We start from the raw sequence: 23571 nt of genomic DNA, 5'->3' as shown, positions 1-23571 counted from the left end.
GGGCACCTTCTACTCGTTATGTCAGGCGATGTCAGGCTTGGTTAAATAACGCTGTTCGGCGATTTATCGATTGCTATAATCAAGTGCACAGGCCCCACTGTCCGTAGGGTAGTGCAACCTTGCGGTCATGAAGCCGTTACGGCCTGCGAGGGGTGTGCGTACTGCACATCGCCCGACAACAGCCATTACTCTTAATTCAGGTACTGCATGTGACGAAAGATGAACTGCGCGCAGAACTCGAGCGCCAGGCTGAACGTTACAAGGATGTTTACGGCGGCGAAGTGACCACTTATGCCGCACAACCCGATCCGGAACGCAAACCTTGGCGCAAACGCGCCAGTGTGCGCGACCAGGCCTTCAGCCAGGAACTGGAACGTATTGAAAAGGAACTGCGCAGCGACGCTCCCTGACCCGGGACCACGCCAGCGCGTCGTCGCCCGGCCAGCCCGGGCGCGGTCGATCTTTACTGCTCGGCCGATGATGAAATGGAATTACACAAATTTCATACGGCCGTTTGAATCACGATCCAGCTGTTTTTTTTGGCATTTTTAGCCTCGTTTCGGCATATTTTGCGCTTTTTGAACGATTTTTACCTGCCTGAACGCCCCACCTTGCACCACGCCTTGCGGCCATGAAGATTGCCATCGGTCTGTAGCGGGTGCATCGATTGCCAAGGTTTTCTGGCATAATCCCGCCCCCCTATGACCGCCAGACAACCTTCATGATCGATTTATTCAGCGGACTGGATGCCTGGGTGTTGGTGAGCTTGCTGCTCGCCTTGACCTTCGTACTCGCCTTCGAGTTCATCAATGGCTTTCATGACACCGCCAACGCGGTAGCTACCGTCATCTATACCAAAGCCATGCCGCCGCACCTCGCCGTGTTCTTCTCCGGCGTGTTCAACTTCCTTGGCGTTCTGCTGGGCGGTGTCGGGGTGGCCTATGCCATCGTGCACCTGCTGCCGGTAGAGCTGCTGATCAATGTGAACACCGGACACGGCCTGGCCATGGTTTTCTCGCTGCTGGCTGCGGCCATCACCTGGAACCTGGGCACCTGGTACTTCGGTATCCCCGCCTCCAGTTCGCACACGCTGATCGGCTCCATCCTTGGTGTCGGCCTGGCCAATGCGCTGATCAACGACATTCCGCTGGGCGACGGCGTCAACTGGCAGAAGGCGATCGACATCGCCATGTCGCTGGTGGTCTCGCCGATGGCCGGCTTCGCCGTTGCAGCCCTGGTACTGATCGGCCTGAAATGGTGGCGCCCACTGTCGAAGATGCACAAAACCCCCGAGCAGCGCCGCAAGCTCGACGACAAGAAGCACCCGCCGTTCTGGAACCGCATGGTGCTGGTGGTCTCGGCCATGGGCGTGAGTTTCGTGCACGGCTCCAATGACGGTCAGAAAGGTATCGGCCTGATCATGCTGGTGCTGATCGGCATCGTCCCAGCCAAGTTCGTCCTCGACCTGAACAGCACCACCTACCAGATCGAGCGTACCCGCGACGCCACCCTGCACATGAGCCAGTTCTACCAGCGTAACGCCGCTACCCTGGGCGATTTCCTGGCCCTGGGCAAGGCCAAGGCCAGCGACCTGCCGGAGCAGTTCAGCTGCAACCCGCAGCAGACCGAGCCGACCATCGCCGCGCTGCAGTCCTCGCTGCAGGGCGTAACCGACTACCACAGCCTGGATACCGAAAAGCGCATCGAAGTACGCCGCTACCTGCTGTGCCTGGATGACACGGCGAAGAAGGTTGGCAAACTGCCTGGCCTGGATGCCCGCGAAAAGGCCGACCTGGAAAAACTGCGCAAAGACCTTACCGCCACCACCGAATACGCCCCGTTCTGGGTGATCGTGGCTGTCGCCTTGGCCCTGGGCCTTGGCACCATGGTTGGCTGGAAGCGCGTGGTGCTGACCGTTGGCGAGAAGATCGGCAAGCAGGGCATGACCTATGCCCAGGGCATGTCGGCACAGATCACCGCAGCCTGCGCCATCGGCATGGCCAACGTGTTCGCCCTGCCGGTGTCGACCACCCACGTGCTGTCGTCCGGTGTGGCCGGCACCATGGTCGCCAACAAGAGCGGCCTGCAAGGCGGCACCGTGAAGACCATCCTGCTGGCCTGGGTCCTGACCCTGCCGGCCTCGATGGGCCTGGCCGCTGGTCTGTTCTGGCTGGCGTCCAAAGCCATTGGCTGAGTGACACCGCTATTGAAAAAGGCGCCATCGGCGCCTTTTTCATTGGTGTAACCCCTGCACCGGCACTACTTCTTCTTGCTCCCCAACAACGACCCCATCAAGCCTCGCATCAACTGCCGCCCCAACTGATTGGCCGCCTGGCGCACCGCCGACTTGATCGCCTGCCCCGCCGCGCTCTGCAAGAAATCACCGGCCTTGTCGGCAAAGCTCTCTTCATCGACCTTCGGTTGCGGCGCCGGCTCCACCGCCTGGCCTTTACGCTGAGTCAGCATTTCATAGGCCGACTCACGGTCCACCGGTTTGTCGTAACGCCCCGCCAACGGCGAAGCGGCTACCCGTGCACCGCGCTCCGCAGCACTCAACGGCCCGATCCGCGACTGCGGCGGTGCAACCAGCACCCGCTGCACCATCGCCGGCGTCCCCTTCTCTTCCAAAGTACCCACCAGCGCCTCGCCGATCCCCAGCTCGGTGAGCACTGCCAGGGTGTCGAATGCTGGGTTGGGCCGGAAGCCATCAGCCACAGCCCGCAACGATTTCTGCTCCTTGGCAGTGAACGCCCGTAAGCCATGCTGAATGCGCAAGCCCAGCTGGGCCAGCACCGCGTCCGGCAAGTCGCCGGGTGACTGGGTCACAAAGTACACGCCAACCCCCTTGGAGCGGATCAGCCGCACCACCTGCTCCAGGCGGTCCTGCAAGGCCTTGGGGGTACCGTTGAACAGCAGGTGCGCTTCATCGAAGAACAACGCCAACACCGGTTTGTCGGCATCGCCGCGCTCGGGCAACTGCTCGAACAACTCGGCCAGCAGCCACAAAAGAAAGGTCGCGTAAACCTTGGGCGCCTCATGCACCAGCCGGGTGGCATCAAGCAGGTGGATACGGCCTCGGCCATCCGCGTCGGGGCGCAGCAAGTCCTCAAGTTGCAACGCCGGCTCGCCAAACAGCGCCTCGGCGCCCTGCTGCTCCAGGGTCGCCAGCCGCCGCAACAAGGCCTGGGTAGAAGCCGTGGTCATCAACGCGCTGTCTTCGCCCAGCAGCTGTGGGTTGTCCTTCAGGTGCGCGAGCAGTGCCTTGAGGTCCTTGAGGTCGAGTAGCAGCAGGCCCTCGCGATCGGCCACCTTGAACGCCGCATACAACGCCGCCTGCTGGCTGTCGGTCAGCTCCAGCAAGTTGCCCAGCAGCAGCGGCCCCATTTCGCTGAGTGTGGTGCGCAACGGGTGGCCGGACTGCCCGGCGATATCCCACAAGCTGACCGGATAGGCCTGCGGCACATGCCCCAGCCATGGCATGCCGGCGATCCGTTCCGCCACCTTGCCCTGTGGCGCACCGGCAGCACCCAGGCCGCACAGGTCGCCTTTGACGTCGGCGGCGAACACCGCCACCCCGGCGTCGCTGAACACTTCCGCCAGGTGTTGCAGGGTGACGGTCTTGCCAGTACCCGTCGCACCCGCCACCAAGCCGTGACGGTTGGCAAGTCGCATGGCCTGCCCGACTGGCTGGCCATCCGGGCCAGCACCTACAACGATGGTCGAAGTTTCCGGCATCTCATCAATCCTCTGCTCAAGCTTTAACTAAATTCGGCCGATACCGTTGGGTGATATTCGCCTTAATAGAGAGGAACAACCGAAAAGGGACTTTTCGGGATGTTGCACTGGCTACAGCTCCACTCGTGCGAACGCCTGATATAAAACCTTAGCGGAACCGATTACGCCATGAACAAAAGCCTTCGTTTCAGCCACAAGATTCTATTGGCAGCATCACTGATCGTGATACTCGCCTTCAGCCTTTTCACCCTCTACAACGATTACCTCCAGCGTAATGCGATCCGCGAGAACCTGGAAAACTATCTGGCTGAAATGGGCACCTCCACTTCCACCAACATCCGCAACCTGTTCGAAGGCCGGATCAAACTGGTGGAAAACCTGGCGCAGAACATTGCCCAGGACCCGGCCAACGCCGAGACCCTGATGGGCCAGAATGCACTGGTTTCCAGCTTCCTCACCGTCTACCTGGGCAAGGTCGATGGCGGTTTCAGTGTGCGCCCTGATTCGAAGATGCCGGACGGCTACGACCCGCGCACCCGCCCTTGGTACAAAGAGGGCATGAATGCCAGCGGGGCGACCCTGACCGAGCCCTACATCGACATGACCACCAACAAGATGGTCATCGGCATCCTCAGCAAGGTCTCCAGCAGTGTTGGCGTAGTCGGGGGCGACCTGGCCCTGGACGGCCTGGTGCAGATCATCAACTCGCTGAATTTCGGCGGCATGGGCTACGCCTTCCTGGTCAACGACCAGGGTAAGGTCCTCGTGCACCCGGACAAAGACCTGGTGATGAAGTCGCTGTCGGACCTGTTCCCGCAGCACACGCCTAAATTGACCGGTGAGCTGACCGAAGTACACAGCGATGGCCAGACCCGCCTGCTGACCTTCACCCCCATCACTGGCCTGCCATCGGCCAACTGGTACATCGGCCTGTCGGTGGACAAGGACAAGGCCTTCTCGATGCTCAGTACTTTCCGCACCTCGGCGGTGATCGCCACGGTAGTGGCGGTGGTAATCATCATCGGCCTGCTCGGCCTGCTGATCCGCGTGCTGATGCAGCCGCTGCACACCATGACCCGTGCCATGGAAGACATCGCCGAGGGTGAAGGCGACCTGACCAAGCGCCTGCGCATCCACAACCACGATGAATTCGGCATCCTCGGCAACGCCTTCAACCGCTTCGTCGAACGCATTCACAGCAGCATCAGCGAAGTTTCCTCGGCCACCGAGCAAGTCAACGAAGTGGCCCTGCGGGTCATCAGCGCTTCCAACTCGTCGATGACCAACTCCGATGAGCAGTCCAACCGCACCAACAGTGTTGCCGCCGCCATCAACGAACTGGGCGCCGCAGCCCAGGAGATTGCCGGTAATGCCGCCCAGGCTTCGCAGCACGCCAGCTCGGCACGCCTGCTGGCTGAAGAAGGCCAGCAGGTGGTCGAGCGCAATATTGCAGCAATGAACCGCCTGTCGGACCTGATCGTCACCTCCAGCGAGCACATCGAAACGCTGAACAGCAAGACCGTGAACATTGGCCAGATCCTCGAAGTGATCACCAGCATTTCCCAGCAGACCAACCTGCTGGCGCTGAACGCCGCCATCGAAGCGGCCCGCGCCGGGGAAGCCGGGCGAGGTTTTGCCGTGGTCGCCGATGAAGTGCGCAACCTGGCACATCGCACCCAGGAATCAGCGCAACAGGTACAGACCATGATCGAAGAACTGCAGGTCGGTGCCCGCGAATCGGTCGAGACCATGGACCAGAGCCAGCGCCACAGCCAGGACAGCATGCAGATCGCCAACCAGGCCGGCGAACGCCTGGACAGCGTGACCGTGCGCATTGGCGAGATCGACGGCATGAACCAGTCGGTGGCCACGGCCACTGAAGAACAGACCGCCGTGGTCGAGGCGATCAACATGGACATCAACGAGATCAACATGCTCAACCAGGAAGGCGTCGAGAACCTGCAAGCCACCCTGCGTGCGTGCGCCGACCTTGAACAACAGGCCGGGCGCCTGAAGCACTTGGTGGGCAGTTTCCGCATCTGACAGGCACTGCACCGCCCCCCTGCAGGAGCAGCCTTGTGCTGCGAGCGGGCAGTTCAGCCTAAACAGCTGTACTGCCCGTTCTGGCCCTTCGCGACACAAGGCTGCTCCTGCAAAACACCGGATCTCCTTCCCGTTACACCCCGCCCAACCCCGATCGAACAAACTATCCTTCACAAAGGTCAACCTTTAGGCGTGTCATCGCCGGCAATCCAGCGCCGGATGACAGACCCGAAGACGATCCCGGAGGGATGCTGATCGTGCACATCGCCGACATCACCATGTTCTACGCCCCGGCCAGCGGTGGCGTACGTACCTATCTTGATGCCAAACACCGCCGCCTCGACGCCATCCACGGCGTACGCCACAGCCTGTTGATTCCCGGCCCCAGCGCCCAGCACGCTGATGGTGTCTACCAAGTACCCGCCCCCCCTCTGCCATTTGGCAAGGGGTACCGCTTTCCGGTACGCCTGGCCCCGTGGTGCAAGACACTGCGCACCCTCAAGCCCGACCTGATCGAAGTCGGCGACCCCTACCTGACCGCCTGGGCAGCGCTGGAGGCACGGCGCCAGCTCGATGTCCCGGTGATCGGGTTCTACCATTCCGACCTGCCGCTGCTGGTCAGCAACCGTATGGGCAATTGGTTCACCCCCAACGTTGAAGCCTATGTCAGCAAGCTTTACGGCAATTTCGACCGAGTGCTGGCCCCCAGCCAGGTCATGGCCGACAAGCTGCGCCGCCTGGGTGTACGTGACGTCCACGTGCAGCGCCTGGGTGTCGACCTGGCCACCTTCCACCCCGAACAGCGTGACCCGGGCCTGCGCGCGCAACTGGGCATTGCCGACACCAGCCGGCTGCTTATCTACGCCGGTCGCGGCTCGCGGGAGAAGAACCTGCCGGTTCTGCTCGACTGCATTCAGCAGCTTGGTCAGCCCTACCACCTGTTGCTGGTGGGCTCGAACATGCCGGCCAATGTGCCGCATAACGTCAGCGTGATCGACCACTTCTGCCCCGCAGCAGAGGTCGCCCGGCTGATGGCCAGCGCCGACCTGCTGGTGCATGCAGGTGACCAGGAAACCTTCGGCCTGGTCATTCTCGAAGCCATGGCCAGTGCCACCCCGGTGGTCGCAGTGCGCGCCGGCGCATTTGGTGAAATCATCAACGAGCAGTGCGGCCGCCTGTGTCGCCCCAACGATGCCCAGGCCATGGCGACGGCAGTGCGCGAGGCTTTCGAAACCGGGGTAGACGTACTCGGCGCACAGGCCCGTCGACATGTAGAACAGCACTACTCCTGGGAGAACGTGGTGACCGGCCTGCTGCAGCACTACCAGGCTGTGCTTGGCCATCAACCGCAGGTACTCGCCCATGGTTGAGCCACTACCGGCATCGCGCAGCCTGATGCTGGTGCTGCACGATGTCGCGCCCGAGACCTGGCCCGACTACCAGCCCTTCGTCCAGGCCGTCGACGCCATTGGCGGCGTGCCCATGACCTGGCTGGTGGTACCGGACTTTCACCAGCGCAACCCGCTGCTGCGCTCACCGGCCTTCTGCAGCCTGCTGGAGCGGCGCCTGGCCCAAGGCGATGAGTTGGCCCTGCACGGTTATCACCATGCCGACAATGGCCCGCCGCCGCGTACCCCCGGCGAGTACTTCATGCGCCGTATTTACACCCACGAAGGCGAGTTCTACGGCCTCGACCAGCAACAGGCGCTGCAACGCCTGGAGCACGGCCTGGCGCTGTTCGACCAGCAGGGCTGGCCGGTGGCCGGCTTTGTCGCGCCGGCCTGGCTGATGAGCGAAGGTACCCGCCAGGCCCTGCGCCAGCTGCCCTTGCGCTACACCAGCACACCGCAGCATCTGTACCGCCTGCCGGAGTTCACCCCGATCAAAGCCCCCGGGCTGGTATGGAGTGCCCGCAGTGCCTGGCGCCGCGGGCTGTCGAGGGCGCTGTGCGACTGGCAATGCCGGCGCTGGCAGAATGCCGAAACCTTGCGCCTGGGCCTGCACCCGGTGGACATGCGCCACCGCACCTCCCGTGAATACTGGCTAAGCACCTTACGCAGCCTCATGGCACAAGGCCGCGAGCCACTGACCAAGTCGGCCTGGCTGGACCGCCAGGCCAGCGCATGAATCGCCTGGCCTGGCTCGGCCTGGCGCTGATCGGCGCCGTGCTGGTGCCAACCTTGCTCGGCGGCAGCGAGCTGCTGCCCAGGCTACAGCGCTTCGACCCCCGGTTGATGCTGACGCTGCTGGGCATGATCCTGCTGTGCTGGGTAATCAACGCAATGCGCCTGCGCTTGCTACTTGGCCAGCAGGGCTCAAGGCTTGGACGCATTCGGAGCCTGGGCGTGGTGATGGCCACCGAGTTCGCCATCTGCACGACCCCCGGCGGGAGCGGTGGGCCACTGACCCTGATGGCCCTGCTGGCGCGTGAGCGTATCGGCCCCGCGCGCAGCGGCGCGGTATTCGCCATGGACCAGCTGAACGACCTGGTGTTTTTCTTTTGCGCGATGCTGGCAATCGCCGGCTATGCGTTGTTCCACAGCCTGGGGCGTAGCCAGGAAAGCATGTTGCTAGGCAGTGCACTGCTGCTGTGCAGCGCGTTGGCTGGCGTGATCGGGTTGTTGCGTTACCGACGCCCGCTGATGCGCCTGAACGGCAAGCTGTTGCAACGCCTAGGCGTAGGCCAGCCGCGCAAACGCCGCTGGGCGCGCAAGGTGCTGCATTTCATCGACGCGCTGGCGCAGACCTGGGGGCTGCCTAAACGTACGCTGACAGCGGTGTTCATCCTCACCTGCGTCCACTGGGGGCTGCGCTACAGCGTGCTGTATCTGGTATTGCGCGGATTGGGTGTGGACCTGGCGTGGATCCCCAGCTTCCTGGTGCAGATGGTGTCGCTCAGTGCCGGCCAGTTCAGCTTGCTACCCGGCGGAGCAGGTGCTGCCGAGCTGACCTCGGCCAGCCTGCTGACGCCACTGGTGGGCAGTTCCACTGCCGCTGCGGCGATCCTGATATGGCGGGCGGTTACTTATTACTTCTACCTGTTGGCCGGTGGGCCGGTGTTCGTGTGCCTGCTGGCGCGTCCGTTACTGGAGCGCTGGCGGCGTCAGGCGGGTTGAGCTGTTGCCAGAGTTCGGCAGCGCCGGGGAAGTCGGTGCCGTCGGTTTCGGCCAGGGCTTCGGGGTCATAGCGGGCAAGGCAGCCTTCGCCCAAGGTGGGAGGGGGTGACGCATGAGGTTGGTTGCGCCGCTTGGCCATCGGGATCTCCCTCGAAGTTGCCGGGGGCTTCCCACCCCAATCGCCGGCAACCAGGTGCACTACCTGTGGCTGCTTGCCGACGATGGGCTGCAAAGCAGCCCCCTACACCATCAATCAAACACCACCGTCTTGTTGCCATGCACCAGGACGCGGTCTTCCAGGTGATAGCGCAAGCCACGAGCCAACACCATCTTCTCGACATCGCGGCCAAAGCGGACCATGTCCTCGATGCTGTCGGCATGGCTGACACGTACCACGTCCTGCTCGATGATCGGGCCGGCGTCCAGCTCTTCGGTGACGTAGTGGCAAGTTGCGCCGATCAGTTTAACGCCACGCAGCGAGGCCTGGTGATAAGGCTTGGCGCCCACGAACGACGGCAGGAAGCTGTGGTGAATGTTGATCACCTTTTCGGCATAGTCCCGGCACAGTTGTGGCGGCAGAATCTGCATGTAGCGGGCAAGCACGACGACGTCGGCAGCATGCTCCTCGACCAGGCGCGACACTTCGGCAAAGGCCGGGGCCTTGTCCTTGGGGTCGACCGGTACATGGAAGAACGGAATGCCGTGCCACTCGACCATGCTGCGCAGGTCGTTGTGGTTGGAGATCACGCAGGGAATCTCGCAATCCAGCTCATCGGTGTGCCAGCGGTGCAGCAGGTCGGCCAGGCAGTGCGATTCACGGCTGGCCATCAATACCACGCGTTTTTTTTGCGCCGAGTCGGTAACACGCCACGTCATCGAGAACTCTTCGGCGATGGGGGCAAACGCCTCGCGGAAGGCTTCTATACCAAACGGCAGCGATTCAGCGCGGATTTCATGGCGCATGAAGAACCAACCGCTCTGCTCATCGGAGTGGTGGCTGGCTTCGTTGATCCAGCCATTGTACAAGGCCAGAAAATTACTGACTTTCGCCACGATGCCTACACGGTCGGGGCAGGCGATCACCAGACGATAGGTGCGCATGAATGAGACTCCAGAACTTCGCAAAGGCGCCTATTCTAGCGGCCCGCCAGGAAAAACGCAGTATCGATTGCAGCAGCCGGGCCGGAGTGGCGAAGGCGACGTACTGTAGCCGTGTGTGACAGACATGACCAAACACAGGGCTTTATGTAAATTTTTGTTCACCTGAGAAATATTGTCACAGCTTAATTAACAGTTAACTGGCCAATATTAGGTTTACTTGCGAGTATCGCCTGTCTATTATTGCCTCACACATTTTCCGAACACGCATTAAGGAACACTCCATGTCCCTGATCAACGAATACCGCGCTACCGAAGAAGCCATCAAAGAACTTCAGGCCCGCCTGGCCAACCTGTCGCAGGATGACAAGCTGAAGAAAGAACTGGAGTTCGAAGGCAAACTGCGCAACCTGATGGGCGAGTACTCCAAGTCGCTGCGCGACGTGATTGCCCTGCTCGACCCAGAGTCGAAACTGAGCAAAGGCCCACGTGGTGCAGTCAAGGCTGTTGCCACCAAGCGTGCGCGCAAGGTCAAGCAATACAAAAACCCGCACAACGGTGAAGTGATCGAAACCAAAGGCGGCAACCACAAGACCCTGAAAGAGTGGAAAGCCAACTGGGGCGGTGATGTGGTTGAAAGCTGGGCTACCCTGCTGGACTGATTGTCCGCCTACGCCCCTGCTTATCGCAGCAACAACGCCGGCACATTGCCGGCGTTGTTGTTTGTGGCTTTCAACCAATTGCAAACTGCTGCTGCAACTGCCGGGCATGCACTTGCCAGGCCTCCAACACACGCCGGCCCGCCTCGTCGGCGCCCTCCCAGGCTTGCTGGCGCGCCTGTTCGAAGTCGCCCAGCGTGTTTGGCGCGCCCCATTGCGGCTCGCTCAGGCGCTGCCGACAGAAGCCATGCCAGCGTTGCCGCTCTTCACCGCTCAGGGTCTCGGGGAAGTTACGCGCGCGATAGCGGAACAACAGTTCCGGCAAGCGCGGGTCGTCGAACATCCAGTGGCCGCGGCTCAACTGCGCCGGTTCCAGCACCCGAACTTGCTCGCACAAACGCCGGTCACGGTCACCGATAAAACCGTCATACAACTGCTGTTCCGGGTCTTCACTCGGGGCGAAGTCTTCCTTGCCGTAGATGTGTTCCAGCTTGTCTTGCCATTGCGCCTGTTGGTTGGCCAACTGTTCGCCACGGCATTGTAACAACGTCAAGTCCAGGCCTAACCGTTGTTGATCGGCCGGTCGCAATACCGACAGCGGCGCCAGTACCGGGCAGCGATTGATCTGTACCAGTTTCAACGGTACCGGTAATTCCCCGTCAGCCAATTCATCATGCCGGGTGTACAAACGCTGGCGCAAAACTTCGGCACTTTCCCTCAGTAACGGTAGGGTTTCCTGATGCAGATCGCACACAATCAATGCATTGCGATTACGGGGGTGCCACGCCAGTGGCAATACGACACCCAGGTAATTACGTGCCGCTGAAAAGCGCCCGGAAATATGCACCAGTGGCTGCAACAAACGGATCTGCTCCATCACTTTGTGCTTGCTGCGCAACTGGAACAGCCAGTCATACAACTTGGGCTGCTTCTGCCGGATGAGCCGGGCCAGTGCAATGGTTGCCCGCACGTCGGAAAGCGCTTCGTGGGCATGGCCGTGGTCAATGCCATTGGCCTTGCTGAGCAATTCCAGGCGCAGGCTGGTGCGCCCGTCCTGCTGCGGCCATTGAATGCCTTCCGGGCGCAAGGCATAGGCGGTGCGCACGATGTCAATCAGGTCCCAGCGGCTGTTGCCGCCCTGCCATTCACGGGCATAGGGGTCAAAAAAGTTGCGATACAGGCTGTAGCGCGTCACTTCATCATCGAAGCGCAGCGTGTTGTAGCCAGCGCCACAGGTACCCGGTTGCGCCAGCTGTGCGTGGACCCGGGTCATGAACTCGGCTTCGCACAGGCCCTGCTCGGCCAACAGTTGCGGAGTGATGCCAGTCACCAGGCACGCCGCTGGGTGCGGAAGGATGTCGTCGGAGGGGCGGCAATAAAGGCTGATCGGCTCATCGATCTCGTTGAGGTCGAAGTCAGTGCGTACGCCGGCCACCTGCAGCGGCCGGTCGCAGCGCGGGTTGATGCCGGTGGTTTCGTAGTCGTGCCAGAAAATGCTGGAGGTCACGGAGTCGTCCTGTATCAAGGTCGACCCGATTCTAGCGCGATTCCTGGCGAACCAAGGCTCAGACGGAAGCGTTGGCGGGGCGGAAGCTGAAATAGTCGCGCAGCGAATGCACGAAATCATCGTACTCACGGGGCGCTTGCAGCAGCATGAAGCCCGAATCGTAATGCCCTGGCGTCTGGTCTTCGCTGCACCACAGGCAACTGGCGGTAAGGTTGACGAACTGATGGCCGCCGCCAACCAACGGCATGCGTAATTGCAGCTCGTAGTCGGGCCCGACCAGCACAGGTAACTGGCTGATGACCATCAGGCCGTCTTCGGAGGCGTTGCCCAGCTGGCCGATCTCCTGACCGGTAAAGCGGTTGAACACCTTGAGGACGCAAGGCAGCTGATGGCGTTCGATGTGGCGCTTGTTGAACATGATCGCGAGTGTATTCCGTACCTGATGCCAGGAATACAAGGTACTGGCGGTTGTTGTAACAGCTGAGTTACAGATTAGCGCAGGGCGCGCGGCAAATCCCGTGAAATAAATCACACCTTGGCATTAACGCCAAGGTGCACTCGTCACCGGGCTGGCCACGGCAGCTTCGCCGCGACGGTAATGCCCCAGTTTCTCGAGGGTCTGCAGGCGTGCCTGGGCGCGGTAGGCGTATTCGTTGCCCGGGTATTTCTGGATCAGGTACTGGTAGGTCTGCGCGGCATCAACGTACAAGGCCTGCCGCTCGAGGCATTGACCGCGCAGCAGCGACACCTCGGGGTGGATGAACGGCCGCGCACGGCTGGTGCGGTCGACTTGCGACAGCTCAAGCATGACCCGCGCACAATCGCCACGGTCGTAGGCGCGATAGGCATTGTTCAGGTGGTGGTCCATGGACCAGCGGGTGCAGCCGACAGCACTGGCGGCCAGGGCTAAAACGATCAGGGCTCGCATGGGGATCTCCTTTGATACCAGTGTATCGGCGTTCGCGTGCAAATCTTCACACCCTTTTGCCAGGATACCTTGCCGTTCAAATGCCACCCTGCCTTGGTCGCAGGTAGTGCAACGGAACAATGACTACAGCGCAATTGAGGAGTAGCCTTTCGCTGCGCTTCACTATAGGAGTCTGTGCATGAGCATCCGCCGTACCAAAATCGTCGCCACCCTTGGCCCCGCCAGCAACTCGCCGGAAGTGATCGAACAGCTGATCCTCGCCGGCCTGGACGTGGCACGCCTGAACTTCTCCCACGGCACTCCGGACGAGCACAAGGCCCGCGCGCGCCTGATCCGTGACATCGCCGCCAAGAACGGCCGCCATGTTGCACTGCTGGGCGACCTGCAGGGTCCCAAGATCCGCATCGCCAAGTTCGCCAACAAGCGCATCGAACTGAAGATCGGTGACAAGTTCACCTTCTCCACCGCTCATCCGCTGACCGAAGGCAACCAGGACATCGTCGGTATCGACTACCCCGATCTGGTCAAGGACTGCGGCGTCGGTGACGAACTGCTGCTCGACGATGGCCGCGTGGTCATGCGCGTCGAGACTGCCACCGCAGACGCCCTGCACTGCGTGGTGATCATCGGTGGCCCGCTGTCGGACCACAAAGGCATCAACCGCAAAGGTGGCGGCCTGACCGCACCGGCCCTGACCGAAAAAGACAAGGCCGACATCAAGCTGGCGGCGGAAATGGACCTGGATTACCTGGCCGTATCCTTCCCGCGCGATGCCAGCGACATGGAATATGCCCGCAAGCTGCGTGACGAGTCCGGCGGCAGCGCCTGGCTGGTGGCCAAGATCGAACGCGCCGAAGCGGTAGCCGACGACGAGACCTTGGACAAGCTGATCCTCGCTTCCGACGCCGTCATGGTTGCCCGTGGTGACCTGGGCGTGGAAATCGGCGACGCCGAGCTGATCGCCATCCAGAAGAAGATCATCCAGCACGCTCGCCGCAACAACAAGGCGGTGATCGTGGCGACCCAGATGATGGAGTCGATGATCCAGAACCCGATGCCGACCCGTGCCGAAGTGTCCGACGTGGCCAACGCCGTGCTGGACAACACCGACGCGGTAATGCTGTCGGCCGAGAGTGCTGCCGGTTCTTACCCGATCGAAGCCGTCCAGGCCATGGCCCGTATCTGCTCCGGCGCCGAGAAGCACCCGACCAGCCAGAAGTCCAGCCACCGCCTGCACACCACTTTCGAGCGCTGCGACGAGAGCATTGCCCTGGCGGCCATGTACACCGCCAACCACTTCCCGGGCGTGAAAGCGATCATCGCACTGACCGAAAGCGGCTACACCCCGTTGATCATGTCGCGCCTGCGCTCGCACGTGCCGATCTTCGCCTTGTCGCCGCACCGCGCAACCCAGGCCCGTGCCAACATGTTCCGTGGCGTCTACCCGATTGCCTTCGACCCGGCCTCGTTGCCGGCCGACAAGGTCAGCCAGGCTGCCGTCGACGAACTGCTCAAGCGTGGCCTGGTGGAGCAAGGTGACTGGGTGATCCTGACCAAGGGTGACAGCTACCACACCATCGGTGGCACCAACGGCATGAAGATCCTGCACGTTGGTGATCCGCTGGTCGGTTGATAGCGCCGAGGGGCCGCGTTGCGGCCCAATCGCCGGCAAGCCAGCTCCCCCAGGCTCAGGCCTGATGCAATCCTGTGGGGGCTGGCTTGGCGGAGATCAGGCCAGACTCATCACCCCCAATGCCTCAGGCATGCTCAACGAACACATCTGCGTACACCTGCCCCCGCGGCACCCCGGCAATGAATAGCCGCCGGGCAAACCGCTCTACACTCCCCGGCGCGCCACAAAGCAACGCTATCGTCTGCCGTGACGACGGGCGCAACCCGGCCAGCGCCTCATCCAGCTGCTCCGCCAGCACCAGCTCTACATGCACCCCGGGCAACGCCTGCAGCGCCTGCAGCGCCTGCAGCGCCTGCGCCAGATAATGCCCTGCCTGATCCCGCGCTACGTGTAGCAGCCGAATCTCCCCCCGGTGCCCCTGGCGCAATGCATCGCGCAAGATGCCCCACAACGGCGCCAGCCCGGTCCCCGCTGCCAATAACCAAAGCGGCCGCTCCTGCCAGTCCGGGTCGTAATGCAAGGCCCCGCCCCTCAGCTCACCCAGGCGCAGCTCATCGCCAACCTGCAAACCCCGCGCCTTGTCACAAAAGGCACCTGGGCGCAGGCAATCGATATGAAACTCAAGGTGATCATCCTCACCCGGCAGGCTGGCCAGGGAATAAGGCCGGGCAACCTCGCCCAGCCACAGCACCACATGCTGGCCCGCCTGATAACGCAGCGCTCGCGCGGGCTGTAAACGTAGACGCAACACATCGCCGAACCAGTCCAGTGCACTGACCTTGGCCGGCACACCATCCTGCCGAGGGTCGAACAGTGCCACGCGCACATCCTCGACCACCCGGCACTGGCAGGCCAGGCGCCAGCCCTGGGCATGCTTGTCCAGGGCCAGGGCCTCGGGCATGGCGTCCAGCAACTGCCCGCCCTGGCAATGCACCAGGCAGGCATGACAGCTACCGGCGCGGCAACTGTACGGCACATTCAACCCGGCCTCGTTCAAGGCATCGAGCAGGTTGTTGCCGGTCGGCACCGCCCAGCGGCGCTCGCCCACGCAAAGTTCGGGCATGTTCAGGTATCTCTTCCACTGCAGATTGTTGGGGGCGCAAATGGGCCCCCAGAGATTTTAAGGCCAGTCACAAGTGTCAGCAGCAAAAAGGACGCCTGCCCCCCAACCGACCATGGTCCAGACCACTCGCAGGTGTTTCACGCCGTGAGGCACGCTATACTGCCGCGCCCTTTTGCGTCGGCCATGCTGCCGGCGCGCCTTTGCAAGGCGTTTCGACATGCTGGTCGGCACCGTCGAGCGTCTCTATGAATGTTCCCGTCTTTAAGAGGAGCGCGCTGCATGACCGTGATCAAGCAAGACGACCTGATTCAGAGCGTCGCCGACGCCCTGCAATTCATCTCGTACTACCACCCCGTCGATTTCATCCAGGCCATGCACGAGGCCTATCTGCGTGAGGAGTCGCCTGCTGCACGCGATTCCATCGCCCAGATCCTGATCAACTCGCGCATGTGCGCCACCGGCCACCGCCCGATCTGCCAGGACACCGGTATCGTCACCGTGTTCGTGCGCGTGGGCATGGACGTGCGCTGGGACGGCGCCACCCTGAGCGTCGACGACATGATCAACGAAGGTGTGCGCCGCGCCTACAACCTGCCTGAAAACGTCCTTCGCGCTTCGATCCTGGCCGACCCGGCAGGTGCCCGCAAGAACACTAAAGACAACACTCCGGCAGTGATCCACTACTCCATCGTCCCTGGCGACAAGGTCGAGGTCGATGTCGCAGCCAAGGGCGGCGGCTCGGAGAACAAGTCGAAGATGGCCATGCTCAACCCGTCCGACTCGATCGTCGACTGGGTGCTGAAGACTGTGCCGACCATGGGTGCTGGCTGGTGCCCCCCTGGCATGCTCGGCATCGGCATCGGCGGTACCGCCGAGAAGGCCGCGGTCATGGCCAAGGAAGTGTTGATGGAGTCCATCGACATCCACGAACTCAAAGCGCGTGGCCCGCAGAACCGTCTGGAAGAAATCCGCCTGGAACTGTTCGAGAAGGTCAACCAGCTGGGCATCGGCGCCCAGGGCCTGGGTGGCCTGACCACCGTGCTCGACGTCAAGATCATGGACTACCCGACCCACGCCGCCTCCCTGCCGGTGTGCATGATCCCCAACTGCGCAGCCACCCGCCACGCTCACTTCGTGCTCGATGGCTCCGGCCCGGCCGAGCTGGAAGCGCCGTCGCTGGACGCCTACCCGGAGATCGTCTGGGAAGCGGGCCCAAGCGCCCGTCGCGTCAACCTCGACGACATTACCCCGGAAGAAGTCGCCAGCTGGAAGCCGGGCGAAACCATTCTGCTCAACGGCAAGATGCTGACCGGTCGCGATGCCGCGCACAAGCGCATGGTCGAAATGCTCAACCGTGGTGAAGCGCTGCCGGTGGACCTGAAAGGCCGCTTCATCTACTACGTCGGCCCGGTCGACCCGGTCGGTGACGAAGTGGTAGGCCCAGCCGGCCCGACCACCGCCACCCGCATGGACAAGTTCACTCGTCAGATCCTCGAGCAGACTGGCCTGCTGGGCATGATCGGCAAGTCCGAGCGTGGCCCGACCGCGATCGAAGCGATCAAGGACAACAAGGCCGTGTACCTGATGGCCGTAGGTGGCGCTGCCTACCTGGTGGCCCAGGCCATCCGCAAGTCGAAGGTCCTGGCCTTCGCCGAGCTGGGCATGGAAGCGATCTACGAGTTCGAGGTCAAGGACATGCCGGTGACTGTTGCCGTAGACAGCAATGGTGAGTCGGTGCACATCACTGGCCCTGCCCTGTGGCAGAGCAAGATTGCCGAAAGCCTGGCCGTCGAAGTGAAGTAACCTGATGTAACTGCGGCAGCTGCTTCGCGGGCAAGCCCGCTCCCACAGGTAACGCGTAGCCTTCTGGCTTGCGCTGCCCTTGTTGGAGCGGGCTTGCCCGCGAAGGGGCCGCCACTGTCATTAAAGGACTCTCTCGAACTGCTCCGGCCAGTCCCGCCAGGTAAACACCTGCCCTTCCCGCCTCACCCGTCGCACTTCCTCCAGGTCCACCTCACACACCAGCCACTGGCTGCAGTCCGGGTTCAACTGCTCACTCAACGCCACCACGCCATCGCCCGGCATGCCGTGATCCGGCGGCACGAACAAGCCTGCCCGGCCGATATTCTCGTCCAACGCCGGCGACCAGGGCGCCACCCCCACCGTAGGGCTCTGCAACACAGCAATCTGGTTCTCCAGGGCTCGTGCCTGAGCGCCAATCCGCACCCGGTGGTAGCCGGCCTCGGTATCGGTACAACTCGGCGCCAGGATCAGGTCGGCACCACCCTCGGCCAGGCGCCTGGCCAGCATCGGGAATTCGTTGTCATAGCAGATCAGGATCCCCAGGCGGCCCAGTTCGGTCTCGAACACCTGCAGTCCCTGGCCCGCCGCGATGTCCCACTGTTCCCGCTCGAAGCGGGTCATCATCAGTTTATCCTGGTAACCCAGCATACCCTTGGGCCCGAACAACCAGGCCCGGTTGCGGTAGCGCCCGTCGCTGTCCAGCACCGGCACACTGCCCGGTTGCAGGTAGATCCCCCAGCGCCGGGCAAGGCTTTCACACAAGGCTTTCCACGGTTCGATCAGCGGCTGGATACCGGCAATCGACGCCTGCAGGTCACCCCGTAGCTCAACGCTCAACTGGCCGCTGAGCACCAGCCCAGCGTACTCCGGCAACAGCAGCAAGCGGGCACCCGCCTCCACGGCTTCAGCGCACAGGCCTTGCAGGTGGTCGGCGTACGACTCCCAGGTTTCATGCAGCTCGACGGCATACTGGCAGGCCGCCAGGCGGATCATATCGGCAGTTCCTTGAGCCAGAACGACATCAGCTTGTCGGAGCTTTCTGCATCGTCAATGTCGCGCCAGGCGTAACGGGTACGCAGCGATGGGTCGTGCAGGAAGCCGCGGTTGCGCCAGAAGCCATGCAAAGGCTTGTAATCGGCGGGCCGGCGTGGGTGCACACCCGGCCGCTCGACCGCGCAGAACGCGCAGTAGTCGAACTCGGCCAGTTTGTGCGCGTAGGATTCGCGCTCGATGAAGAACCGCACCCCCAGGCCCTGGCCGCGGTATGCCGGCAGTACCAGGGACTCACCGAAGTAATACACGCTGGCCGGGTCGCGCCCCTGGGCCACGAAGGGCTGCTGGAATTCAGGCGCTACGTCCACCAGCGGCAGGCCGGTGGAGGCGCCGACCACCTCGCCGTCATCCAGTGCCAGCACCACCAGGCTGCGCCCGGAACGGGCGTAGCTGGCGAGGTAATCAGCTTCGTACTCCGGGGTGCCGTCGTAAAGGTAGGGGAACTCGCGGAACACACTGAGGCGCAGGCGAGCGAGGTCATCGATGTAAGGCGCGATAGCGGCGCCGTGCAACAGGCGTATTTCCATGCTTGGCGGTCGTTTTGTCGATGTGGATGACGCGCTCGGCTAAGCCGGGCTTGAGGGGAAACCCTATCATCCGTCGCAACGACCCGCCTTTTCCCTACACGACAGGTATTGTTCCATGACCGCTACCGAACTGGTAAATGCTTACTACGCCGCCTTCAACGCTGGCGACATGCAGGCCTTCCTGGCGCTGCTCAGCGAGGACGTGATCCACGATATCAACCAGGGCGAGCGGCAGATGGGCAAGGCCAGGTTCGCCGCGTTCATGGACAAGATGAACCGCTGCTACCGCGAGCGCCTGGCCGATATCGTGGTGATGCAGAACGCCGACGGCAGCCGTGCAGCGGCGGAATTCACGGTGCATGGTGAATACCTGGCCGATGACGAGGGGCTGCCGGCGGCCAACGGGCAGACCTACGTGCTGCCGGCGGGAGCATTCTTCTATATCCACTGCGGCAAGATTGCCCGAGTGACCAACTACTACAACCTCACTGACTGGGTTGAGCAGGTGGCCTGAAGTCACGCGCCCGGGCCCACGATTTGACCCGCTCCGTCAGGCGATACGGGTGCCGAGCACCTTCAGGAATGCCGCCAGCCAGGCAGGGTGAGCCGGCCAGGCCGGTGCGGTGACCAGGTTGCCATCCACATGCGCCTGGTCCACCGCAATATCGATGAAGGTGCCGCCCGCCAGGCGCACTTCCGGCGCACACGCCGGGTATGCACTGCATTCGCGTCCCTCCAGCACGCCAGCCGCCGCCAGCAGTTGTGCCCCATGGCACACCGCCGCAATCGGCTTGCCGGCGTGGTCGAATGCCCGCACCAGCTCCAGTACCTTCTCATCCAGGCGCAGGTACTCCGGCGCGCGGCCACCCGGGATCAGCAGTGCGTCGTAGCCCTCGGGCCGCACCCGCACAAAGTCATAGTTCAGGGCAAAGTTGTGCCCAGGCTTTTCGCTGTAGGTCTGCTCACCCTCGAAATCGTGAATCGCGGTGCGCACGGTCTGCCCCGCCAGCTTTTCAGGGCACACTGCATGCACCGTGTGGCCGACCATGCTCAGCGCCTGGAAGGGCACCATCGCTTCGTAGTCCTCGACGTAATCGCCAACCAGCATCAAAATCTTCTTCGCCGTCATCGCACCCACTCCTTCGATTGCCTTGGGACAGTCACTGCACGATAGCCGCTCTCAGTCGCGACGGTCGAGCAAGTTCACCACCAGGCGGTCGAGCCAGCCCCACACCCGCTGCTTCACCCGCCGCCACAACGGCCGAGCATGCCAGTGAGCCAGGTCGATTTCCTCGCTCAGGGCAAAGTCGCGCTCGAAGCTGGCAACCACGGCGGCCGTCAAAGGCGGGTCCAGTGCCTCGATGTTGGCCTCAAGATTGAAGCGCAGGTTCCAGTGGTCGAAGTTGCACGAACCCACACTCACCCAGTCGTCCACCACCGCCATTTTCAGGTGCAGGAAGCACGGCTGATATTCGAATATCCGCACCCCGGCGCGCAGCAGGCGCGGATAGTAACGGTGCCCGGCATACCGCACCGAAGGGTGGTCGGTGCGTGGGCCGGTCAGCAACAACCGCACGTCAAGCCCTTTGCTGGCCGCACGGCGTAACGAGCGGCGTACGCTCCAGGTCGGCAAGAAGTATGGCGTGGCCAGCCAAACCCGCTGCTTGCCACTATTAAGCGCCCGCACCAGCGCATGCAGGATGTCCTGATGCTGCCGGGCGTCGGCATAGGCTACCCGGCCCATGCCCTGCCCCTGCGCCGGTACCTTGGGCAGGCGCGGCAAGCCAAAGCCCTCGGCCGGGCGCCAGGCGGTGCGGCGGTTGTTTGCCTGCCACTGGCGGTCGAACAGCAGTTGCCAGTCGGTCACCACCGGGCCTTGCATCTGCACCATGACCTCGTGCCAGTCGCTGCTCGGCTCACCCGGCGTCCAGAACTCGTCGGTAACCCCTGTCCCGCCCACCACGGCCCAGCGCTCATCCACCAGCAACAACTTGCGGTGATCGCGGTACAGGTTGCGCAACCCGCGCTTCCAGCGCAGGCGGTTGTACCAGCGCAGGTACACGCCCGCGTCCAGCAGGCGCTGGCGCAGTTTGCTGTTGAATGCCAGCGAACCATAGTCATCGAACAGGCAGCGTACCCGCACGCCACGCCGGGCGGCCTGCTCCAATGCCTCGACCACTGCGTCGGCACAGGCCCCAGCCTCTACCAGGTACAGCTCCAGATCGACCTGGAACTCGGCGCGCACAATGGCCGTGAGCATCCGCGGAAAGAACTCGGGTCCGTCGATCAGCAGCTCGAACTGATTGCCATCCCGCCAGGGGAAGACCGGCCCCGGCATGTCAGCGGGCGGTGAAGATCAGCACCGCATTGACCGGTACCGACGGGTTGATGGATTTGAGCTTGGCGAATTTGCGCAGGCTTTCCAGCCCCGGCAGCAGGCCGAAATCCTCGGCACGCAGCACCAGTGGCTCAAGTGTCACCACCTGGAACCGCCGCGCATCCAGACGGGTGGCCAGCAACAGCGCATTGTAGCTGTGCGATTGGCCATGCAGAGTAACTGTCAACGGCAGGCGCAACTCGATCTGCGCGCCGTCGGCCAGGTCGTTGATCGGCCGCAGGTCGATGTGCGCCTGCACGGTCGCCTCGGCAAAACGCTCGACCTCGAACAGGCTGTCGCGCATCTGCTCATCGCGCAGCGGAATACCACTGCTGACCGAATCCATCTCGATGCGCAGCCCGGCCGTGCCCTTGCCATCGACACTGCCGTGCAACACCAGAAAACGATGGACCTCGGCGGTATCACCGTTCTTGCCGGTCACGAACGACAGGCGCGAAGACTCGCCATCAAGATGCCAGTTGGCATGGGCGGGCAGGCACAAAGCCAGCAACAGGGCGGGTAGCAGGCGGGGCAACTTGAACATGACTGATCTCGTGAAACCAAGCCGCCAACCTTACCCGCCCACCTTCACGGCAGCAAGCGGCAGCCCTCGCGAGGGCCTTGCCAGGCAGCCTGGTTGCGCTGGCCAAGGCCCTCGGCGGTAACCAGACGCTGCAGGCTGTGTTCCTCCAGCCGGCGCAACGGCAGCCATTGCTTCACGTAGCCCCGGCAGTACGCCTCGTCGAAGCCCATGACGAAGCGGCACGAGCAGTACTCCTTGGCCGAGTAAGCCGAGAGAATGCCCGGAAAGTCTGCCAGCGCCTGGCGCTCCAGCCACGCCCAGCCGAGCAAGGCGAGCATGGCCAGCAACAGCGCACGCCTCATGCACCCTCCTTGGGTAACGTCGCCAACACCCGCTTCAGCAGCTCGTCATGACGGTAGCTGCCGTCACGGTCATCGCCGTAACGCACGATAACCAGCTTCTGCGAAGGCAGCACATACAGCGCCTGGCCCCAATGACCCAGGGCGGCGAAGGTATCGGCGGGCGCACTCGGCCAAGGCCGATCGGCGCCGGTCAACGGTTGGTTGAGCCACCAGTGGCCACCGGGGTTGGCCTCGCCGGGCAGCGCTTCGGCCTGGGCAAAGGCTGTACGGTTGAAGGCCACCCAAGCCCGGGGCAACAGTTGTTGGCCCTGCCAGCGCCCGTCGCGCTGCATCAGCAAGCCAATACGCGCCAGGTCGCGGGCGGTGAGGTACAGGTAGGAAGAACCGACATAGGTGCCTGCCCGGTCACGCTCCCACACGGCACTGTCGATACCCAGTGGGTTGAACAACGCATGCCAGGGGTAGTCAGCATACTGCCCGGCGTCGAGCATGCCGCGCAGTGCGGCGGCCAGCAGGTTGCTGTCGCCGCTGGAATAGAGGAAGCGCTGACCGGGGCTGGCCGCCGTACCCCGCGCAGCGGTGTAGGCGGCCATGTCCTCGCGGCCGCGGGTATACAGCATGGCCACCACCGAAGACTTGAGCGGGGCATACTCGTAGTCTTCCTGCCAACTCAAGCCACTGGCCCAGTGCAGCAGGTCGACCATGCGTATGTCCGGGTGGGTGCGCATGGCCGGGTAGAAGCGCGTGACCGGGTCTTGCAGTTGGAACCGGCCCTGGCCCTGAGCCACGCCCAGCAGCGTGGCCAACACGCTCTTGCTGATCGACCAGGTGAGGTGCGCGGTGCCGGCGCTGGTGGGGGCGCTGTAGCGTTCGTGGAGAATACGGCCGTCGCGGATGATCAACAGGGCGTCGGTACGGATGCCTTTGCGCTCAGGCACGGAAGTTGCGGGGAACGCGTAGGCATCGACGGCTTGCCAGTCGAGGTTGGCAGGGTCGATCAGCCAGTCCGGCTGGGGCCAATCTTCTGCCCAGGCACACCCCGTAACCAGCGCCAGTGTCAGCAGGAGTGCCTTCATCGTGTTCGCCTTTTTCGGGGTCGCTTTGCGGCCCCGGGGTTCATCGAATCACAGCAAACTATCAGGCA

23 protein-coding genes and 1 pseudogene are annotated in these 23571 nt (G+C 62.8%); 11 read left to right on the top strand and 13 right to left on the bottom strand.

Features of this window, described 5'->3' with window-relative positions; genetic code table 11:
- Positions 1-209 precede the first annotated feature (209 nt).
- Both DMX11_RS01075 and DMX11_RS01070 read left to right on the top strand, forming a co-directional pair.
- Positions 210-410, top strand: a complete 201-nt coding sequence (locus tag DMX11_RS01075; RefSeq protein ID WP_110742672.1) for a hypothetical protein — start codon at positions 210-212, stop codon at positions 408-410.
- Between the two features lie 311 nt (positions 411-721).
- A complete protein-coding gene (locus DMX11_RS01070; protein WP_110742671.1) occupies positions 722-2194 on the top strand; it encodes an inorganic phosphate transporter in 1473 nt (490 codons plus the stop codon).
- A 65-nt stretch (positions 2195-2259) separates the two neighbouring features.
- On the opposite strand, the gene DMX11_RS01065 is transcribed toward DMX11_RS01070, so the two are convergent.
- The gene (locus DMX11_RS01065; RefSeq protein ID WP_110742670.1) at positions 2260-3735 is read right to left on the bottom strand and encodes a helicase HerA-like domain-containing protein; all 1476 of its coding nucleotides are present in this window, start codon (positions 3733-3735) and stop codon (positions 2260-2262) included.
- A 168-nt stretch (positions 3736-3903) separates the two neighbouring features.
- Between DMX11_RS01065 and DMX11_RS26350 the strand changes: the two are divergent.
- The 5 genes and pseudogenes from DMX11_RS26350 to DMX11_RS01045 all read left to right on the top strand — a co-directional run.
- A pseudogene (locus DMX11_RS26350) lies at positions 3904-4920 on the top strand (cache domain-containing protein); the annotation flags it as partial.
- Between the two features lie 93 nt (positions 4921-5013).
- A complete protein-coding gene (locus DMX11_RS26345) occupies positions 5014-5778 on the top strand; it encodes a methyl-accepting chemotaxis protein (protein ID WP_371921779.1) in 765 nt (254 codons plus the stop codon).
- 248 nt (positions 5779-6026) lie between these two features.
- Entirely contained in the window at positions 6027-7148 is a 1122-nt protein-coding gene (locus DMX11_RS01055; RefSeq protein WP_110742668.1) for a glycosyltransferase family 1 protein, read from the top strand.
- Positions 7141-7905: a DUF2334 domain-containing protein gene (locus DMX11_RS01050; RefSeq protein WP_110742667.1), complete on the top strand. Its 765-nt coding sequence runs from the start codon at positions 7141-7143 to the stop codon at positions 7903-7905. The genes DMX11_RS01055 and DMX11_RS01050 overlap by 8 nt, the downstream gene beginning before the upstream one ends.
- A complete protein-coding gene (locus DMX11_RS01045; protein ID WP_110742666.1) occupies positions 7902-8894 on the top strand; it encodes a lysylphosphatidylglycerol synthase transmembrane domain-containing protein in 993 nt (330 codons plus the stop codon). The genes DMX11_RS01050 and DMX11_RS01045 overlap by 4 nt, the downstream gene beginning before the upstream one ends.
- Before the next feature lie 249 nt (positions 8895-9143).
- Here the strand turns inward: DMX11_RS01045 and purU are convergent, their stop codons facing one another.
- Positions 9144-9995, bottom strand: coding sequence for a formyltetrahydrofolate deformylase (purU, locus tag DMX11_RS01035; RefSeq protein WP_110742665.1), 852 nt, complete (start codon positions 9993-9995; stop codon positions 9144-9146).
- Between the two features lie 281 nt (positions 9996-10276).
- On the opposite strand from purU, the gene mvaT reads away from it, so the two are divergent.
- Entirely contained in the window at positions 10277-10654 is a 378-nt protein-coding gene (mvaT, locus tag DMX11_RS01030) for a histone-like nucleoid-structuring protein MvaT (protein WP_110742664.1), read from the top strand.
- A 70-nt stretch (positions 10655-10724) separates the two neighbouring features.
- Here the strand turns inward: mvaT and sbcB are convergent, their stop codons facing one another.
- The 3 genes from sbcB to DMX11_RS01015 form a co-directional block, all read right to left on the bottom strand.
- Positions 10725-12158, bottom strand: coding sequence for an exodeoxyribonuclease I (sbcB, locus tag DMX11_RS01025; protein ID WP_110742663.1), 1434 nt, complete (start codon positions 12156-12158; stop codon positions 10725-10727).
- Positions 12159-12216: 58 nt separating this feature from the next.
- The gene (locus tag DMX11_RS01020; RefSeq protein WP_110742662.1) at positions 12217-12576 is read right to left on the bottom strand and encodes a PilZ domain-containing protein; all 360 of its coding nucleotides are present in this window, start codon (positions 12574-12576) and stop codon (positions 12217-12219) included.
- A 123-nt stretch (positions 12577-12699) separates the two neighbouring features.
- Entirely contained in the window at positions 12700-13086 is a 387-nt protein-coding gene (locus tag DMX11_RS01015) for a tol-pal system YbgF family protein (protein ID WP_110742661.1), read from the bottom strand.
- 178 nt (positions 13087-13264) lie between these two features.
- On the opposite strand from DMX11_RS01015, the gene pyk reads away from it, so the two are divergent.
- Complete coding sequence (gene pyk / locus DMX11_RS01010) at positions 13265-14719, top strand: pyruvate kinase (RefSeq protein ID WP_110742660.1); 1455 nt, start codon at positions 13265-13267, stop codon at positions 14717-14719.
- 124 nt (positions 14720-14843) lie between these two features.
- Here the strand turns inward: pyk and DMX11_RS01005 are convergent, their stop codons facing one another.
- A complete protein-coding gene (locus DMX11_RS01005) occupies positions 14844-15782 on the bottom strand; it encodes an iron-sulfur-binding ferredoxin reductase (protein WP_110742659.1) in 939 nt (312 codons plus the stop codon).
- A gap of 279 nt (positions 15783-16061) precedes the next feature.
- On the opposite strand from DMX11_RS01005, the gene DMX11_RS01000 reads away from it, so the two are divergent.
- Positions 16062-17585, top strand: coding sequence for a fumarate hydratase (locus tag DMX11_RS01000; protein WP_016488901.1), 1524 nt, complete (start codon positions 16062-16064; stop codon positions 17583-17585).
- A gap of 120 nt (positions 17586-17705) precedes the next feature.
- Here DMX11_RS01000 and DMX11_RS00995 read toward each other — a convergent pair whose 3' ends face one another.
- Together DMX11_RS00995 and DMX11_RS00990 are read right to left on the bottom strand one after the other, a co-directional pair.
- Positions 17706-18578, bottom strand: coding sequence for a carbon-nitrogen hydrolase family protein (locus DMX11_RS00995; RefSeq protein WP_110742658.1), 873 nt, complete (start codon positions 18576-18578; stop codon positions 17706-17708).
- A complete protein-coding gene (locus DMX11_RS00990) occupies positions 18575-19165 on the bottom strand; it encodes a GNAT family N-acetyltransferase (protein WP_110742657.1) in 591 nt (196 codons plus the stop codon). Before DMX11_RS00990 ends, DMX11_RS00995 begins: the two co-directional genes overlap by 4 nt.
- Before the next feature lie 115 nt (positions 19166-19280).
- Here DMX11_RS00990 and DMX11_RS00985 point away from each other — a divergent pair, with 115 nt between their 5' ends.
- Positions 19281-19679: a nuclear transport factor 2 family protein gene (locus DMX11_RS00985; RefSeq protein ID WP_110742656.1), complete on the top strand. Its 399-nt coding sequence runs from the start codon at positions 19281-19283 to the stop codon at positions 19677-19679.
- A 36-nt stretch (positions 19680-19715) separates the two neighbouring features.
- On the opposite strand, the gene DMX11_RS00980 is transcribed toward DMX11_RS00985, so the two are convergent.
- From DMX11_RS00980 to DMX11_RS00960, 5 genes are read right to left on the bottom strand one after another with little or no spacing between them, the layout of a single operon-like run.
- Positions 19716-20294, bottom strand: coding sequence for a DJ-1/PfpI family protein (locus DMX11_RS00980; RefSeq protein WP_110742655.1), 579 nt, complete (start codon positions 20292-20294; stop codon positions 19716-19718).
- 51 nt (positions 20295-20345) lie between these two features.
- Positions 20346-21503, bottom strand: coding sequence for a phosphatidylserine/phosphatidylglycerophosphate/cardiolipin synthase family protein (locus tag DMX11_RS00975; RefSeq protein WP_110742654.1), 1158 nt, complete (start codon positions 21501-21503; stop codon positions 20346-20348).
- A 1-nt stretch (position 21504) separates the two neighbouring features.
- On the bottom strand, positions 21505-22086 hold the full coding sequence (locus DMX11_RS00970; RefSeq protein ID WP_110742653.1) for a YceI family protein: 582 nt from the start codon (positions 22084-22086) through the stop codon (positions 21505-21507).
- Between the two features lie 44 nt (positions 22087-22130).
- Positions 22131-22427 carry an amidase gene (locus tag DMX11_RS00965; RefSeq protein WP_110742652.1) on the bottom strand — a complete coding sequence of 99 codons (297 nt, stop codon included), beginning with the start codon at positions 22425-22427 and terminating at the stop codon, positions 22131-22133.
- The gene (locus DMX11_RS00960) at positions 22424-23503 is read right to left on the bottom strand and encodes a serine hydrolase (RefSeq protein WP_110742651.1); all 1080 of its coding nucleotides are present in this window, start codon (positions 23501-23503) and stop codon (positions 22424-22426) included. The genes DMX11_RS00965 and DMX11_RS00960 overlap by 4 nt, the downstream gene beginning before the upstream one ends.
- Between the last annotated feature and the right edge of the window lie 68 nt (positions 23504-23571).

This window comes from Pseudomonas sp. LB-090624 (genome assembly GCF_003205205.1).
GTDB lineage: Bacteria > Pseudomonadota > Gammaproteobacteria > Pseudomonadales > Pseudomonadaceae > Aquipseudomonas.
This window is presented reverse-complemented; position numbering and strand designations above follow the sequence as displayed.

Excerpts from the sequence above, each read along its gene's own strand:
- DMX11_RS00975 (WP_110742654.1), bottom strand. The coding sequence starts at position 21,503 with ATGCCGGGGCCGGTCTTCCCCTGGCGGGATGGCAATCAGTTCGAGCTG.
- DMX11_RS01070 (WP_110742671.1), top strand. The coding sequence starts at position 722 with ATGATCGATTTATTCAGCGGACTGGATGCCTGGGTGTTGGTGAGCTTG.
- DMX11_RS00985 (WP_110742656.1), top strand. The coding sequence starts at position 19,281 with ATGACCGCTACCGAACTGGTAAATGCTTACTACGCCGCCTTCAACGCT.
- DMX11_RS00980 (WP_110742655.1), bottom strand. The coding sequence starts at position 20,294 with ATGACGGCGAAGAAGATTTTGATGCTGGTTGGCGATTACGTCGAGGAC.
- DMX11_RS01005 (WP_110742659.1), bottom strand. The coding sequence starts at position 15,782 with ATGCCCGAACTTTGCGTGGGCGAGCGCCGCTGGGCGGTGCCGACCGGC.
- DMX11_RS01065 (WP_110742670.1), bottom strand. The coding sequence starts at position 3,735 with ATGCCGGAAACTTCGACCATCGTTGTAGGTGCTGGCCCGGATGGCCAG.
- DMX11_RS01045 (WP_110742666.1), top strand. The coding sequence starts at position 7,902 with ATGAATCGCCTGGCCTGGCTCGGCCTGGCGCTGATCGGCGCCGTGCTG.
- DMX11_RS01050 (WP_110742667.1), top strand. The coding sequence starts at position 7,141 with ATGGTTGAGCCACTACCGGCATCGCGCAGCCTGATGCTGGTGCTGCAC.
- purU (WP_110742665.1), bottom strand. The coding sequence starts at position 9,995 with ATGCGCACCTATCGTCTGGTGATCGCCTGCCCCGACCGTGTAGGCATC.
- DMX11_RS01020 (WP_110742662.1), bottom strand. The coding sequence starts at position 12,576 with ATGTTCAACAAGCGCCACATCGAACGCCATCAGCTGCCTTGCGTCCTC.
- DMX11_RS00970 (WP_110742653.1), bottom strand. The coding sequence starts at position 22,086 with ATGTTCAAGTTGCCCCGCCTGCTACCCGCCCTGTTGCTGGCTTTGTGC.
- DMX11_RS26345 (WP_371921779.1), top strand. The coding sequence starts at position 5,014 with ATGACCAACTCCGATGAGCAGTCCAACCGCACCAACAGTGTTGCCGCC.
- DMX11_RS00965 (WP_110742652.1), bottom strand. The coding sequence starts at position 22,427 with ATGAGGCGTGCGCTGTTGCTGGCCATGCTCGCCTTGCTCGGCTGGGCG.
- DMX11_RS01015 (WP_110742661.1), bottom strand. The coding sequence starts at position 13,086 with ATGCGAGCCCTGATCGTTTTAGCCCTGGCCGCCAGTGCTGTCGGCTGC.
- DMX11_RS00990 (WP_110742657.1), bottom strand. The coding sequence starts at position 19,165 with ATGGAAATACGCCTGTTGCACGGCGCCGCTATCGCGCCTTACATCGAT.
- DMX11_RS01000 (WP_016488901.1), top strand. The coding sequence starts at position 16,062 with ATGACCGTGATCAAGCAAGACGACCTGATTCAGAGCGTCGCCGACGCC.
- mvaT (WP_110742664.1), top strand. The coding sequence starts at position 10,277 with ATGTCCCTGATCAACGAATACCGCGCTACCGAAGAAGCCATCAAAGAA.
- DMX11_RS00995 (WP_110742658.1), bottom strand. The coding sequence starts at position 18,578 with ATGATCCGCCTGGCGGCCTGCCAGTATGCCGTCGAGCTGCATGAAACC.
- pyk (WP_110742660.1), top strand. The coding sequence starts at position 13,265 with ATGAGCATCCGCCGTACCAAAATCGTCGCCACCCTTGGCCCCGCCAGC.
- DMX11_RS01055 (WP_110742668.1), top strand. The coding sequence starts at position 6,027 with ATGCTGATCGTGCACATCGCCGACATCACCATGTTCTACGCCCCGGCC.
- DMX11_RS00960 (WP_110742651.1), bottom strand. The coding sequence starts at position 23,503 with ATGAAGGCACTCCTGCTGACACTGGCGCTGGTTACGGGGTGTGCCTGG.